General features: G+C 65.9%; 11 protein-coding genes. 2 read left to right on the forward strand and 9 right to left on the reverse strand.

From position 1 onward, the window contains the following. Positions 1–3: 3 nt before the first annotated feature. The 9 genes from bcsA to ACDH77_RS16610 form a co-directional block, all read right to left on the reverse strand. Positions 4–2,148 carry a UDP-forming cellulose synthase catalytic subunit gene (gene bcsA / locus ACDH77_RS16570; protein ID WP_055026843.1) on the reverse strand — a complete coding sequence of 715 codons (2,145 nt, stop codon included), beginning with the start codon at positions 2,146–2,148 and terminating at the stop codon, positions 4–6. An 84-nt stretch (positions 2,149–2,232) separates the two neighbouring features. After that, complete coding sequence (locus tag ACDH77_RS16575; RefSeq protein ID WP_029820254.1) at positions 2,233–2,709, reverse strand: hypothetical protein; 477 nt, start codon at positions 2,707–2,709, stop codon at positions 2,233–2,235. Positions 2,710–2,737: 28 nt separating this feature from the next. After that, positions 2,738–3,193, reverse strand: a complete 456-nt coding sequence (gene bcsD, locus ACDH77_RS16580) for a cellulose biosynthesis protein BcsD (protein WP_008573758.1) — start codon at positions 3,191–3,193, stop codon at positions 2,738–2,740. 207 nt (positions 3,194–3,400) lie between these two features. Next, on the reverse strand, positions 3,401–4,579 hold the full coding sequence (gene pncB / locus ACDH77_RS16585) for a nicotinate phosphoribosyltransferase (protein WP_008573756.1): 1,179 nt from the start codon (positions 4,577–4,579) through the stop codon (positions 3,401–3,403). A 394-nt stretch (positions 4,580–4,973) separates the two neighbouring features. After that, positions 4,974–5,942 (reverse strand): glycoside hydrolase family 113, encoded by a 969-nt coding sequence (locus ACDH77_RS16590; protein WP_011348569.1) that lies wholly within the window; start codon positions 5,940–5,942, stop codon positions 4,974–4,976. Then, positions 5,924–7,219 (reverse strand): hypothetical protein, encoded by a 1,296-nt coding sequence (locus tag ACDH77_RS16595; protein ID WP_218488685.1) that lies wholly within the window; start codon positions 7,217–7,219, stop codon positions 5,924–5,926. The genes ACDH77_RS16590 and ACDH77_RS16595 overlap by 19 nt, the downstream gene beginning before the upstream one ends. Before the next feature lie 49 nt (positions 7,220–7,268). Continuing rightward, on the reverse strand, positions 7,269–9,176 hold the full coding sequence (locus ACDH77_RS16600; protein ID WP_372353558.1) for a glycosyltransferase family 2 protein: 1,908 nt from the start codon (positions 9,174–9,176) through the stop codon (positions 7,269–7,271). A 10-nt stretch (positions 9,177–9,186) separates the two neighbouring features. Beyond that, positions 9,187–10,221, reverse strand: a complete 1,035-nt coding sequence (locus ACDH77_RS16605) for a hypothetical protein (protein WP_218488668.1) — start codon at positions 10,219–10,221, stop codon at positions 9,187–9,189. 128 nt (positions 10,222–10,349) lie between these two features. After that, positions 10,350–11,189: a glycosyltransferase family 2 protein gene (locus tag ACDH77_RS16610; RefSeq protein WP_011348572.1), complete on the reverse strand. Its 840-nt coding sequence runs from the start codon at positions 11,187–11,189 to the stop codon at positions 10,350–10,352. Between the two features lie 603 nt (positions 11,190–11,792). Between ACDH77_RS16610 and ACDH77_RS16615 the strand changes: the two genes are divergently transcribed. Together ACDH77_RS16615 and ACDH77_RS16620 are read left to right on the forward strand one after the other, a co-directional pair. Next, entirely contained in the window at positions 11,793–12,950 is a 1,158-nt protein-coding gene (locus ACDH77_RS16615; protein ID WP_031424331.1) for a phosphotransferase enzyme family protein, read from the forward strand. A 31-nt stretch (positions 12,951–12,981) separates the two neighbouring features. Then, the gene (locus tag ACDH77_RS16620) at positions 12,982–15,144 is read left to right on the forward strand and encodes a TonB-dependent receptor (protein ID WP_372353559.1); all 2,163 of its coding nucleotides are present in this window, start codon (positions 12,982–12,984) and stop codon (positions 15,142–15,144) included. The last annotated feature ends 14 nt before the right edge of the window (positions 15,145–15,158 follow it).

The following is a 15,158-nucleotide window of genomic DNA, read 5'->3' on the forward strand; positions in this document are numbered from 1 at the left end:
CACTCACGACTCCAGATCCACCGGGCGCCTCGGACGAAAGCCCTGCCGCGCGCTGTCCACGATATGCCCGCCCAGTCGCCCGAATCCGCGTGCACTGGCTTCCAACACCTGGCCCATCGAGCGCCAGAACGCATCGCGGTCGTGCTGGCCCCACTGCGACAGCCAGATGTCGGCGCGCGCGAAGGTCGACGCCACCAGCCAGCGCTCCTGTTCCATCGACATCTGCGTGAACTGGATGCTGACCTGTCCATCGCGATCCTGGCGCACCACCGCCGGCAAGGTCTGCTCCACGCCACGGTGGCTCAGGCCGATCTGCACCGGCAGACCCGGCTCGATCGGCTGTGGCTGCGCGAGCGTGATCGCCATGCCGCCCGTGGAAAAATTCACCGAGCGACTCGGCAGCACACCGCCGTCGGGCAGATACAGGGTGACCGGCACATCCAGCGGCACACGGTGTGCGCTGCGCACCTGGCGCGTTTCGCTGGCGGTGGCAATCGTGGCGCCCAGCAGCACCATGTTGTAGAGCGTCCAGGCCAGGTTGAACCAGATGGTCTGCTGCTCGCCGCTGCCACCCACATAGATCAACCGCAGCACCCCAGCCACCACGCCCACCACGTTGAGCAACAACAGGAACAGATACGGCTTGGCGATCTGCGCGTCGAAATAGCTGCGCGACACCAACCCACCCTTGGGCGTGACGTTGAACTTGCCGAGTTTGGGATTGAGCAGGGCCACCAGCGTGGGACGGAAGATGTACCAGGCCAGCGTGGTTTCATAGACCTCGTTCCACAGCAAATGGCGGAAGCGGCTCTGCACGCGCAGGTTGGTCAGGTTGGCCTGCAGGATGTGCGGCAAGGCGTAGGCCAGGATCATCAACGCCGAGGCCTGGATCACGTGCGCGCCGAAAAACAGATAGGCCAGCGGCGCAGTCAGATAGATGATGCGGGGCAAACCATAGAAGAAGTGCAGCATCGCGTTGAGGTAGCACAGCCGCTGCGACAGTTTGAGCCCGCGCCCCAGCAAGGGGTTGTCGATGCGCGCGATCTGCGCCATGCCGCGCGCCCAGCGGATGCGCTGCGCCACGTGGCCGGACAAGCTTTCGGTGGCCAGACCCGCCGCCTGCGGCACGGCCAGGTAGGCGGTGCGGTAACCGCGGCGCTGCAGCTTGAGCGCGGTGTGCGCATCTTCGGTGACCGTTTCCACCGCCACGCCGCCCACTTCTTCCAGCGCGGTACGCTTGATCACCGCACACGAGCCACAGAAGAACGTGGCATTCCACTGGTCGTTGCCATCCTGCAGCAGGCCGTAGAACAACTCGCCTTCGTTGGGCACCTTGCCATGCGTGTCCAGGTTGCGTTCGAACGGGTCCGGCGAAAAGAAATAGTGCGGCATCTGCACCAGTGCCAGCTTGGTGTCGTGCAGGAACCAGCCCATCGCCACCTGCAGAAAACTGCGGGTGGGAATGTGGTCGCAATCGAAGATGGCCACATAATCGCCACTGCACTTCTTCAACGCGGCATTGATGTTGCCGGCCTTGGCATGCGCGTTGTTGGTGCGGGTGACGTAGTTGATGCCGACCTCGGCGCAGAACGCGCGAAACTCGTCGCGACGGCCGTCGTCCAGCAAATGGATGGTGATCTTGCCGGCCGGCCAATCGATCACGCTGGCCGCCAGCACGGTGGTGCGCACCACCGACAGCGGCTCGTTGTAGGTCGGGATGAACACGTCCACGCTGGGCCACAGGCGCTGGTCGGCCGGCAGCGGCACCGGCTTGCGGTTGAGCGGCCACAGCACCTGGAAATAGCCCAGCACCAGGATCACGAAGGCATACAGCTCGGCGCCAAGCAGGCCCAGGCCGAGGATGAAATCCACCGCGCTGCCCACGCCCATGGTCTGGGTCATGCGCCACCAGATGTAGCGGCACGACACCGCCAGCGACATCCCCATCATCATCAGGATGACCACCCGCCCGCCGCGGTTGCGCACCGCCAGCGCCACCGCGAACAACACGCCGGAAAACACCAGCTGCTGCGTCACATCCATCGGCACGGCCACCACGAACACCAGCAGCAACGCACCCAGCAACCACAGCGCCCAGGTCGCCAGCGTCGGCAGCGGTGATGCGCAATGGCGGTTGGCAGCGGTCATCAATCGTCCTTCAGGCATGGCGGCGTGCGGCACAACAAGCGACAAGCGCACCGGCGCCTGCAGCGGGAAACAACGGGCAACAGGTCAACGCGAGCGCAGGCGCTTGAGCGGGCTTTGCGCGCAGCTGCGCGCATCGGCCTGCAACAGGCGCTGGAACAAGCGCTCCAACGGCGTCTGCGCCGGCCGATCGGCCGGCTGCACGCCGCGCGGCGCAGGTTCGTCGAGCTGACGCAATTTGCGCAGCGGGGCGAGCGCATCCGGCACCGGGTCTGCTGCCGTCACGACGGGTTGCAGCGAACGCTCTGGCGCCGGTACGGCGGCCGGCATGCCCAAGTTCGGCGTCGGCGCGGCAACCGCCACCGGCGGCTGCACGGCATCGGGCGCAACGGTGATCGGTTCGACCGCTGCCGGCGCACCGGCCTGCGGCAGGCTGCAGGTGCGCGGCGACAGCTGGGTATAGGCGAAATCGTGGTACCCCTGGCTCGCCGGCGTCCCCAAACGCGCGAACAGGCCCGACACATCGTCATGTTGGGGTGCGTCCTTGCCCTTCCTTGCTGTCATCACACTCTCCTTGCCCGATCAGACATGCTCATGCCGTGCGCGCCAACACCAGGCGGCGCAGATCGACGGTGTCGCTCGGCACGCTCTGCACCGCCAGACCCGCCAGCATCCCCAGTTGCTGAAACCACCCCTCGTAGACACCCTGCAAAAACCCATCGCTCCACGCGGCGCCATTCAGCGCGACGCTCAACGGCGCCCCCGCGTGCCGGATCTGCACATGGTCGGTGTATTCCTCCAACACGCACTGGCCCCAATCGCAGCGGTCCCAGACCGCATTGGCCGCGAGCTGCGCGTCGTCCAGCGTGGCGCACGGCGCAAGCCGCTGTTCGCGTGCGAAGCGCTGGCCGATTCGCGCCATCAACAGGGCCAGATCGTCCTCGGGCAACTCGGCGCCGAACTCCTCGGCCATCGCGCGCACAAACCCCAGCCATTGCCGGGAGCAACTGCGCGTACGGTATAGCGGCAGCGGGTCGAGTGCGCTCATTCAACAGACTTCGCAAGGAAAAAAGGGCCGTCACATGCGACGCATGCACCCGATGTGATGCATGCGTGATGACATGTTAGCGGCCGCCATCCTCGAATCGAGAGCTGCGTCTCACTTTTTTCGGGCATTCCCCGACAGCGTGTAGGGAATTTCTGTAGCGGGTGGCGACGCCCGCCCGTCAGTCCCCGCCGGCATCGCCCCGAGCGATCATCCCTCTGCCATCGGCGGCAGTCCGAACACGTCGCGCAGATAGCGCAGATACCCGATGTCCTCGCACATGCTCTTGCCGGGCGAGTCGCTGAGCTTGGCCACCGGCTGGCCATTGCAGCGGACCATTTTGATCACGATCTGCAGCGGCGTCGGCCCCAGATCGTTGGTCAGGCTGGTGCCCACCCCGAAGGCCAGCCGGCAGCGCGTGTGGAAGTGCTGGTACAGCCGCATCACCTTGTCGATATTGAGCCCGTCGCTGAACACCAGCACCTTGGTCCGAGGATCGACGCGGTGCGCTTCCAGATGCGCGATGACGCGCTCGCCCCATTCGAACGGGTCACCCGAATCATGGCGCATGCCATCGAACAACTTGCAGAAATACAGATCGAAATCGCGCAGGAACGCATCCAGCCCAACCACGTCCGACAACGCGATACCCAGATCGCCACGGTATTCGCGCGCCCACGATTCCAGCGCCGCCACCTGCGAATCGCGCAGCCGCGGCCCCAACGCCTGGAACGCCTGCAGATACTCGTGCGCCATCGTGCCCAGCGGGGTCAGCCCGTACTGCTTGGCGAAATACACGTTGCTGGTGCCGACGAACTGTTCGCCCAGGCCATCGCGCAGCAGCGGCAGCAACTCGCCATGCCATTGCCGCGAGTAGCGCCGCCGGGTGCCGTAGTCGGCGATCTTGCAGCCGGCCGGCATGCTGCGCAGGCTCGCCACCTTCTCGCGCAGGCGGCTGCGGCCCTCTTCGAAATCCGGCTCGGAGGTATTGCGAAACCACACCTCGTTGATGATCGCCAGCAGCGGCACCTCGAACAGGATGGTGTGCAGCCAGGGGCCGCGGATGGTCAGCTCGATCTCGCCCGGATGGGTGGCCGATGCGGTCAGGCTCAGATACTTGCGATCCAGATGGAACAGCGCCAGGAAGTCGGCGAAGTCCGGCTTGATGAAGCGCAGGCTGCGCAGGTAATCCACTTCGTCCTCGCGCAGCCGCAACCGGCACAGCGCATCGATCTCGCGCGAGATCTCATCGACGAACTGCGCCAGATCCACGCCGGGGGTGCGGCACTTGAAGCGGTAATCCACCTGCGCTGCCGGGTGCTGGTGCAGCACTGCCTGCATCATGGTGAATTTGTACAGGTCGGTGTCGAGCAGCGAATGGATGATCATGCCGCCGGATTATGCCCTTGGCGGCGATGACAGCGCGTGCAGTGCGCAAGCCGCGTGAGAACGCAGCGCACCTGTGTCGTCAGGTAGACAGCCGCGATTGCCAAGCTGGGCCAGCGCGTTCCAACCCGTTCTGCGCAGCGCAGCCGCTGGCGGAAGGAGCACGTCGGAAGGCATGCAACGTGACGCCAGCACGTGCAGCTGCGCCCGTCTGACGCACAGCGCAGGCGCACGCCATGCACGTGCAGCGCGATCTAGCGCGACCGGCGACCAGAGCGAGCCTGCATCGCGTGACGTGGCCGGCGCCAGAAGCCCAAGCGTGCGAGCGGGTTCTGGCGATCCCGGGCACTGGCCGCACCCCGCCGCTGCGGCGAACGCAGCTGTTCGCCAGTCGCCCTCAGCGCGCCAGCACCTGCTGCGCCGGCTTGCCTTGCACGGTGAAATCGCTGTCGCCCGGGCCGCCGGCCTTGGGGTCGGTATACCAGCACCACAGCGCAATGCCTTCCACGCCATGCGCCTGCAGTACCTTGCGCCACTGCTGCAACACCTGCAGCTGTAGGCGCGTATCGACGGCAGCCGTGCGCTGCTCCGGGCTTTCCCACGGCGCCGCCAGACTACCGCGCGCCGAACGCAACCCCAGCTCGGCCACCCACACCGGCTTGCCCACGCGCTGACCCAACTGCTGCAGGCGTTGCGCCGCAGCGGTCATTTCAGCGCTGCGTGCATCGGCAGCTTCGGACAGGCGCGGATACAGGCTGGTGCCCACCGCATCGAACAACGACCAGTAACGGAAGCTCTCGGCATGCTCCATACCGTCGGCCACATACAGCAGTTTTCCGTGGTAGACCTTGCGCACTGCCGCGACCAACGCCGGCCATTGCGGCGCGTCCTGCAACTTGCGCAACTCGGTGCCGATCACCAACGCTTCGGCGTGTTCGTCCTGGGCCAACCTGGCCAATGGCAGCAATGCCTGCTGGTAGGCCGCAAACCACGCCGCCGGGTTGGTGGGCGCGGCATCGCCGGCCCAGTGTCCCGGAATCCAGACATGCACCTTGAGCGTCGGCTGCAATCCAGCCTGCAGGCTTTGCCGCAACGCAGCGCGCATGGCGTCCACACTGCTGTCGCTGCCCAGCACCGGGTCGTTGGACTGCGGGTTGGCCTGCCACACGAACGCGACCAGCAACGCCTTGCTGGCCCCCGTCTTGGCCAGTGCGTCCAGCGACTGCGCTGCAGCCTGACTTTCCCACGGGGCGTTGGCGGACACCTTGACGTTGGCGCCCATCCAGGTCGGCGCGGCGGCATTGCAGCCGTTTGCCAGCAGACACACGCCGATCAACGTTGCGACGCTTAGAACGCGCTTGAACATGCAGCAGACACCTCGGCATTCGGCGGCGCCGCGTGCCGGGAGCACGCCGTCGCACGCAAGGATGCACTGTTCTTGTCCTGCGGCACCGCCGTGACCGCTGCCGGGTTGGCCGGCTCGGCAGTGTCGGCAGATGCCGTTGCAGCCGGGGCCACCGCAGCGCTCTGGGCCATCGCCGGCTGCATCACCCCAGCCTCCTGCGTAGCGGGAGCGGCCGCCGCACGCACCGGCAACGATACCGGCGTCGTCATGACAACGGCCTCGCCCTGCATCAGGGCCTGTTCGTCGGGCGCTGCGGCACGCATCCAGCTACCCCAACCCTGCGGTTGTGCCCAGATCGCACCCACCAGGCCCAACACTAGCAATCCGGCCGCCTGGCCGCGCTGGTCGGCGTGCAGCGCACGCAGCAACAACGCCGCCGGCACCCACAACAGCAGCAGGGCATCGAAGCCAGCCCAGCCGAACGCGAACGACAACGCAGCCGCGCAGATCACGGTGCCGGCACTGGCCACCACGCCACGCGCCAACGCACCGCTGCGCGCACGCGCCACCAGCGCAAGCACCGGGAAGCACGCCACGGCCGCCACACCCCAGCGGACCGCCGGCAACCAGCCGTCGGCATGGCCGGCCAGTGGCAACGGCAACGGATGCGACGCCTGGGCAATGCTGGACAGCGTCGGCCACGGCGCATTGAACACGACCAGATTCACGTAGGCCCACATGCCGACCAGGAATGCGAACGGCAGATAGCACACCAGATAGAACGAGCCTGGTGCCTTGCGCAGCATCTGCGGCGGCATGACCAGCAGCAGCCACGGCGCGACCATTGTCGACAGCGCCAGCGTCTGCACATCCAGGCACAGCAAAATGCACAACCAGCCCGCAATGCGCAGATAGGTGAAGGCTTCCACTGGCGCCTGCAAGCGGCGCAAGGTGCGGCACAAACCGTAGAAGGCCAGCAACCCCACTGCCTGGCTGCCGCCGGCAGCGATCGGCAGCAGGAACAGCGGGTTGCAGCCCACCAGCAGCGTCAGCGCACTGGCCCAGCCGCGCCCGAACACGCCAGCCAGATCGCGCCACAGCAGCGACAGGAACAGCGCGTTCGCAGCAACCGCGACACATGGCCAGACCTGGAACGGCAGATTCCAGCGATGCAAGGTGAGATCGACCGCCCACGCCAGCAACCCGGTCGCCGGCACGCCGATGTCCGGCGCAAGCGCGGGCGTCGTGGCCACCGACTGCACCAGCAGCGGCTGGCTCAGCAGCGACAGCGCCACCACGGCGATGAGAAACGCCGGCAGCCCGCTCTCGCGACGCTGCGCAACCGGCTCACTCTTCGAGTGCGGCGCGGCGCTCGTTTTCCGAATGCTTGCTGATGCCATGCGTGGTCTTCTCCCAATAGAACGGATTGTGGATCAGCTGCCAGAGACCCTTGTAGGCGGCGATCGACTGCAACGCCCAGTAGAACGGCACCGTCAGTGCGTACGGCGCCAGCTTGAAGTAGTCGCGCTTGAACGCTGCAACCAGCGTGATGTAGATGAAGAACGCATTGGCCAGCAGCAGATTGACCAGCGAGACCCCCGCCAGCCACGGCGGGAAGAAGCGCTCGAACATCGTGGTGCCGGTCAGCGCCCACGCCGCGTACAACGCCCAGAGCACCGGCACGCCCAATGCGGTGAAAAAACCGCCGCCGATGAAGAACTGGAACCCCCAAAATCCCTTGAAGCCGGTGCTGCGATACAGATGCACCGGGTCGCGCATGTGCACCAGCCAGGTCTGCATATAGCCCTTGAGCCAGCGCGACCGCTGCCGGATCCAGTTGGGAATGCTGACGTTGGCTTCTTCGAAGGTGGTGGAATTGACCACGTTGACGCGGTATCCGTTCTGGATCAGCCGCACGCCCAGATCGGCGTCTTCGGTGACGTTGTACGGATCCCACGCGCGCACCTGGCGCAATACGTCCAGACGGAAGTGATTGGAGGTGCCACCCAACGGAATCGGAATGCGCAGGTATTCCAGCGCCGGCAGGTAGAAGTCGAACCAGAGCGTGTACTCCAGCGTGAACATCCGCGTCAGCCAGTTTTCGTCGGCGTTGTAGTAGTTCAGCCGCGCCTGGATGCACACCACATCCTTTTCGGCCTTGCGGAATGCCGCCACCACGCGCTTGAGCTGGTCCGGCTCGGGCTTGTCTTCGGCGTCGTAGATGGTAAGCAGCTGCCCACGCGCAAAATGCAGTGCGTAGTTGGAGGCCTTGGGCTTGGTCTTGGGCTGCGACGGCGGCACCCGGATGATTTCGAAGAACGCTTCCAGGCCGAGTTTCTTGGCCGCTTCGATGGTGTCCAGGTCGTCCGCTTCCAGCACCAGCTTGACGTCCAGCTTGCTGATCGGGTAATCCAGCTTGCGCAGCGCGTTGGCCAGGATCGGCAGGACTTCCGGCTCCTTGTACATCGGCACCAGCACGGTATAGACCGGCAGGTCGTCGTCGCGCAGCGCGGCCACCTCGTCTTCGGTGACCTTGATGTCGATGCGATGGCGCGAGCCGAACCACACCAGCAGCAACTTCAACCCGAAGGTGGCCAGAAAGCCCAGCGCCACCAGCACGTTGACGGCAATCAGGGCCGGCACCGGGAACAGCACCAACGTCGCCAGCATCACCGCCGCCAACGCCCACAACGCGAACTTCTGCCCGCGCGTGATGACCTGGCGTGCCGAATACGTCGGCGCATGCGCCGCAAGCAGGTTCAGCGCGTTGTCGGTGAGCTGCTCGTCGGCATAGCGCTGCAGGCTCCAGATGATGTCGAACTTGGCGGTACCGACAAAGCGCACGTCTTCGCCGTAATGGGCACGTGCCCAGGCGAACAAGGCCGGATCCGGATCGGCTACCGCCAGCACCAGCACACCGTCCTCGCGCCGCCACGGCAACACCAGGCGCTGCGCGTAGCTATCCAGGTCGCCGGGGGTGAGCAGTGCAGGATCCGGCGGCTGCTGCACCAGATCGATGAATTGCAGCCCGAAGTGCGCGGCAACGATGGCGTAGAACCGCTGCGCCGGCACGCCGCGCTGGGCCAGGATCACATCGCCAAGGCGCGAATTCCAGCGTTGCTGCAAGGCCAGCGCCGAGCGCAGCTGTTCATCGGTGATGACGCCTGCAGACACCAGCGCACGACCCAGCAGACCGCGTTCGCGGCCGATGTCCGGTGCTCGTCCCAGCGCGTCCGTTTCGCAGGTGACCGTCATGTGCGGCCCCTCAGAAACGCCACCAGGCGGCCACGAATGGCCCGCCCGCGGCACCGGTGTTGCGCCCCATCACCGGCTGCTGATACCCCACCTGCCATTGGCTGCCACCCGGCGCCGTGTACAGCGTGGACAACTGCAACTTGGTGAGATCGTAGTTGGTGCCGGTGGCGACGAAGCCCACGCCGCCACCGCTACCGGCAACATCGAAGTTGCCACGCCCGTTGCCCAACCCCTGGATCACATTGAGTTCGCCCAACAGCAGCCAACTCGGGGTCAGACTCAGACCTGTGGACGCGTCTACCCGCAGTTCGTCGGACGCCGCGCTTCCGCGCAGGCGGACCGCACCCCCCAGATCGACATAGCCGTTGCGGCCGCCCAGCGTGTAGCCACGGCCGCGGCTGTAGCGCAGCTCAAGGCCATAGTCGCCCAGGCCAAGCGCAGGGTCGGAATTGGCAGAAGGATTGTTCGGGTGGTAGGTCTTGCTGCGCCCATACGCGGGGATGCTCACCAGGGCCTGCACGGCACTGCGCCAGACATCGTTCTGCGCGCTCGGCAACGCATAGCGCAAGCCGATTTCCTGATCGGCAAAACCGGTCGTCGTGGTTTGCTGACGGCCGTTGACGGCATCGTGGTTGCTGAAACCCACGTCGTTGAAATAGAAGTTGCCGATGAAGCTGAGCTTTTCGGTCAGACCATGCTCGACGTAGACGTTGAGCTGGTCCTGACGGCTGCGGCCATTGCCATCGAACTGCTGGCCGTCGCCGAAGGTCGTGCGGTGGTGGCTGTCGTCGAACCACCCGCGGCCATCGCTATGCAGCGCCTTGACGATCACCAGGGCATCGCCCTGCGGCTGGGTCCACGCACCGGCCAATGCGGTGCCCGGCAATGCGGCCAGCACACAGCTCAGTGCAAGCGCCGATGCCAGGACCGACAGCGCACGCGGTTGGGTTGGATTGGGATGACACGGCGAGGCAATCGAACTGGACTGCAGCGGGGTAGCGCACGACCGACGTACCCGCCTTTGCGGGTCGTTCTGTAAAGACATTGCACGATTCCTGATGGGGGACCCGGAAGGGACAGGAAGCTAGGGTTGATCACACTTCGGGGCGAAACGTATCACAGTTGCGGCCGGCGCCCCATCACCGACTTATCACAAATTTAACGCGATCCAACTCATTTGTTTTGCAACAAACGCGGCACCTGGGCCACTGCGTGGATCCAGATCGCAAGCCACACGCCAAGCCGCGTCGGCAGCCCGCGTCGATCGGCCTCGAATTTACGAAAATAGCGCCACAATCCACGATGTTTGTGCCACTCCACAAAGAACGGCCGCGCGCGGCTGGAGACTCCGCGTACGTGGAGCACTTGAAGATCGTTGGCCACCGCCACCAGGGCACCGGCCTGGCGGGCGCGCCGGCACAGATCCAGGTCTTCAGCATGCAGCCGGTAATTGCCGTCCCAGCCGCCCAGCCGGTCGAACAGGCTGCGCTGCATCAGCATCAACGCCCCGGAAATGGCATCCACCGGCTGCAAGGCGCGCGACGGATCGGCCGGCACCGCCAGATTGGCGGCGGCGCGCGGCGCGCGCAGCATCGCGGCGAAGTCAGGGTCGCGGCGGCGCACGGCCGCATCCGGGCGCCCCTGCTCATCCACCTGCTCCACCCCCAGCAACACCGCCGGATGTCCCGCTGCCCGGTCGTACAGCTGTAGCAAGGTATCGCGCGCGACCATCAGGTCCGGGTTGATGAAGACCAGCCAGGGTGCCTGCGAATCGCGCGCGCCCTGGTTGCAGGCAGTCGCAAAACCAGGGTTGTCGGGATTGGCGATGAAATGCAGCCGCGCATCGGCCAGGGCATGACGCTGCACCACTTCCAGGGTGTCGTCGCTGGAAGCGTTGTCGACCACGCGGATCTCGCTGATGCCCTCGGCCGCGCGCAATCGCGACAGGCACGCATCGATGGTGCTGCTGCTTTCATAAGTGACGACGACGGCGGCGATCTGGACGGGAGTCATCCGGCCATTATCCGGTGCCGGAGCGGCGCAGCGCCATCTTGGGTTGGCCGATGCTCGCTGCGCGACAGGCGCTGCCGCGGCCGCATCGCGCCGACGTCCGGACGCGATTGGAACGGCGCCACGCTTCCGCTTGCACGCAGTGACCGGGCGCGAACGCGCCTTGCAGCATGGCGACCCACCGCCGCAAGGCGCATACTGCGCGCCCGGAGCCGCACGCGGTTTCCGTTGCCACACTTTTGTGCAACCGGCAAACCGACTGCGCAGCCAGGCAAGCGCGGGCAGCACGCGATGCATGTACCAGGGGTACATCTGCGTCAGAGCGCGTCGCCCGCTGCACCTGATCGCCAGCCGGGTTGCAGGTTGCTTTTGGTGCACTCCCACACCTGATTGTTGAGATGACGGTTAGCGACCTTGCGGTTTCGCGCTGCCTTTTCATTGCTTGCATCGCCGCGACCTGATGGCGGATGCGATGCGACAACGGCCCGGCAGCGCCGTTCTTGTTCTTGCCGGCGCGCGCGCCGCGTCCGCCGCCTTACTCCCGATAACCTGGTCTATACCACTCACCGGCGCAGCACGGTTGCCGCGCCCGTCGGGAGTCAGGCCATGAACGTGCCGCATCAGGTGCATGGCATGAGCCTGGAACTGGCATTGCCGGACTGGCCAGTCCTGACCACCGATGAAATCCATCGCGTGCTGCAGCGGTTTGCGGCGGTGGGCCGCCTCACTGCGGTGCGCTGGCATAGCGCGCGCCCGTTCTCGGCAGCGGCCTGCGTGGACACTGCAAGCGGCCCGGTCATCGTCAAACGCCACCACTGCAGTGTGCGCAGCGTAGCCGCGCTGCGCGAGGAACACAGCTTCATGGCCCATCTGCGCTGGGCCGGCGCGCCGGTGGTGGAGGTGCTGCACGACGCCCGGGGCCGCACTGCGCTGGCGCACGCCGATTGGGTGTACGAAGTGCAGCGGGTGGGTGCGGGGCACGACCTCTACCGCGATGCATTGTCATGGACACCGTTCTCCGATGTTGCGCATGCGCGGGCGGCCGGCGCTGCGTTAGCGCAACTGCATTGCGCGGCCCAGGGCTTCGATGCGCCGGCACGCTCCACCAGCGTGCTGGTCGCCAATCTGCGATTGTTTGCCCAGGCAGACCCCCTGCAGGCGTTGCACGATGCCTTGCCAACGCGGCCGCACCTTGCAGCAGCCCTGCAGGACCGCCCCTGGCCAGACGATCTGGCCACCCACGTGCTGCCCTGGCATGCGCAGGCGTGGCCGCTGCTGTCTGCGCCAGGCGCGCTACCGCCGCTGTGGACCCACGGCGATTGGCATGCGTCCAACCTGCTGTGGGACACCACCGACGGAGCCACCCGCGTCAGCGCCGTCTTCGATTTCGGATTGAGCGATTGCAGCAGCGCGCTATTCGATCTGGCCACCGCGATCGAACGCAACCTCATCCCCTGGTTGCGGCTGGACACCGGCGCACGCGCACAGGCCGAGCTCGACCAGCTCGACGCGCTGCTGGAGGGCTACGCGCAGCATCGCCCACTGGACGCAAACCACTTGCACCGCCTGGCTGCGCTGCTGCCGATCGTGCATGCCGACTTCGCCTTGAGCGAAATGGAATATTTCGCCGGCATCACGCGTTCGCCCGCCAATGTCGATATCGCCTATCACCGCTATCTGCTCGGCCACGCGGACTGGTTCGCCAGCACCGATGGCCAGCACCTGCTCGCGCATCTGCACGCACGTGCGCGCCGGCTGCCGTGAGCACTTTCCTTTCTCTGTCGAGTCCTGCCCAATGTCCGTTGCCTTCCCCCTGCTGTCCCGCTGCCCGCTCGCGCTTGCACTGGCATTGTGCTGCGCCCCCGCACTGGCGCAGCAACAACCCGGCGCCGATGCGGTCGAACTGGACACGGTCAACGTGCGTGGCGAGCGCGCGCAGACCAGCACGGCATTGAGCGGATTTGGCGCCACCCGGCTGCTGGACGCCCCCGCCTCGATCGCGGTCATCGATCGTGCGCAATTGCTTGATCGCCAGGCACGCGTACTCAGCGAGGTCTTGCGCGCCGATGCCTCTTCCGGCGATGCGTATGCGCCGATCGGCTATTACGAAAACTTCGTGGTGCGCGGCTATTCGCTCAATGCCGCCAACAGTTACCGCATCAACGGCATGAGCGCGGTGGGCGAACAATCGATCGCACTGGAAAACAAACAGCAGGTGCAACTGCTCAAGGGCCTGGCCGGGCTGCAATCGGGCGTCAACGAACCGGCCGGACTGATCGACTACCGCACCAAGCGACCCGAGCACGTGCGCAGCGTCACCCTGGGCACCGACGAACAGGGCTCGCGCTATATCGCCGCCGATCTGGGCGACTGGTTCGGTGCCGAACGCACGCTGGGCTTACGCGTCAACGCCGCACGCGAAGACATCGACAGCTATGTCGATCACGCCGACGGCTACCGCAATTTCCTGTCGCTGGCCGGCGACTGGAAGATCACCCCGCAGGCGCTGTTGCAGCTGGACGTGGAGTATCAGCACCGGCAACAGCGCTCGGTGCCCGGCTATCAACTGCTGGGCGGCACGCAGGTACCGCGCGATATCGATGTGCACCGCCTGCTCGGCTACCAGCCGTGGGCGCGGCCGGTGGAAATGGATTCGCTCAACGCGCAGCTGCGTTACGCCTACCAGTTCAACGACGACTGGCGCGCCACCGCCGAAGCATCGCGCAGTCGCTCGAAGATCAACGATTTCTCTGCATTCGCCTGGGGCTGTTATGGCGCGGCAAGTTGCGCCGACATCGCCACGCCGAACTTCTTCAGCGCGCAGGGCGAATACGACATCTACGATTACCGCAGTCCCGACGACACCCGCATGCACGATCAGCTGCGTGCCACGCTCGAAGGCCATGTCGCGACCGGCGCGCTGGAGCAACACCTGAGCATGGGCGGCGAGTGGCTGCGCCGCACCATCGACCGTTTTGGTTCGGTCAACGAATTCGTCGGCAGCGGCAGCATCGATCGCGACCCGGAGGTCTTTGCGCAGACGGATGTTGCGCTGGACCCCAAGCAGCGCCGTCTGGACAGCCGCCAACGCGCGCTGGTCATGGCCGACCGGATCGGCCTGGGCGCGCAGTGGGAACTGTCGCTTGGCGCGCGCTACGTGCAGCTGGACGAGCGCAGCTTCGATCGCGACGGCCTGCTGGAGCGACGCACGCGCAAAGACACGGTACTGCCGCAGGCGGCGCTGCTGTTCAAACCGCAGCAGAACATGTCGCTGTATGCCAGCTACGCCAAGAGCCTGGCGGCCGGCGGCACGGCGCCGTGGTTTGCCGACAACGCCGACCAGATCCTGCCGCCCACCAATGCGTACCAACTGGAAACCGGCGCAAAGATCGACCTGCAGGGCCTGCGTCTGGGCGCGGCACTGTTCAACATCCGCCAGGCCTATCAGTTCACCCAACCGCAGGCCGACGGCGGTCTGCTCTATGTGCAGCAGGGCCGCCTGCACAACCGCGGTCTGGAGCTATCTGCCGACGGTGCAGCGACCCGGCAGCTGCGTCTGTTCGCCAGCGTCGCGGCAATCCGCGCGCGTGCAGAGGACACCGACATTGCCGAGTACGAAGGCCATCAGGCGATCAACGTGCCCAAGCTGCGCGCCAGCGTGCAGGCCGATTACAGCGTGCCCGGTATCGATGGTCTGGCCCTGCTGGGCGGTGTGCAATACAGCGGGCGCAAGTTTGCCGACCGCCTCGGCAACGCCAGCGTGCCGGCCTACACCGTGGCCAACCTGGGTGCCCGCTACGCCACGGCGCTGGGCGGGCTGGCGACCACCTGGCGCGTGAACGTGGACAACGTGTTCGACAAGCGCTATTGGCGCGATTCCGGCGAATATCAGGGCGATGCGTATCTGTTCCCCGGTGCGCCGCGCACCGCACGGCTGACGGTGCAGGTGGATTTCTAACCTGCACTGTAGGC

This window comes from Xanthomonas axonopodis pv. maculifoliigardeniae, from assembly GCF_041519315.1.
Classification (GTDB): domain Bacteria; phylum Pseudomonadota; class Gammaproteobacteria; order Xanthomonadales; family Xanthomonadaceae; genus Xanthomonas; species Xanthomonas euvesicatoria.

Coding starts and splice junctions, on each gene's coding strand:
- bcsA (WP_055026843.1), bottom strand. CDS start 2,148: ATGACCGCTGCCAACCGCCATTGCGCATCACCGCTGCCGACGCTGGCG.
- ACDH77_RS16575 (WP_029820254.1), bottom strand. CDS start 2,709: ATGACAGCAAGGAAGGGCAAGGACGCACCCCAACATGACGATGTGTCG.
- bcsD (WP_008573758.1), bottom strand. CDS start 3,193: ATGAGCGCACTCGACCCGCTGCCGCTATACCGTACGCGCAGTTGCTCC.
- pncB (WP_008573756.1), bottom strand. CDS start 4,579: ATGATCATCCATTCGCTGCTCGACACCGACCTGTACAAATTCACCATG.
- ACDH77_RS16590 (WP_011348569.1), bottom strand. CDS start 5,942: ATGTTCAAGCGCGTTCTAAGCGTCGCAACGTTGATCGGCGTGTGTCTG.
- ACDH77_RS16600 (WP_372353558.1), bottom strand. CDS start 9,176: ATGACGGTCACCTGCGAAACGGACGCGCTGGGACGAGCACCGGACATC.
- ACDH77_RS16605 (WP_218488668.1), bottom strand. CDS start 10,221: ATGTCTTTACAGAACGACCCGCAAAGGCGGGTACGTCGGTCGTGCGCT.
- ACDH77_RS16610 (WP_011348572.1), bottom strand. CDS start 11,189: ATGACTCCCGTCCAGATCGCCGCCGTCGTCGTCACTTATGAAAGCAGC.
- ACDH77_RS16615 (WP_031424331.1), top strand. CDS start 11,793: ATGAACGTGCCGCATCAGGTGCATGGCATGAGCCTGGAACTGGCATTG.
- ACDH77_RS16620 (WP_372353559.1), top strand. CDS start 12,982: ATGTCCGTTGCCTTCCCCCTGCTGTCCCGCTGCCCGCTCGCGCTTGCA.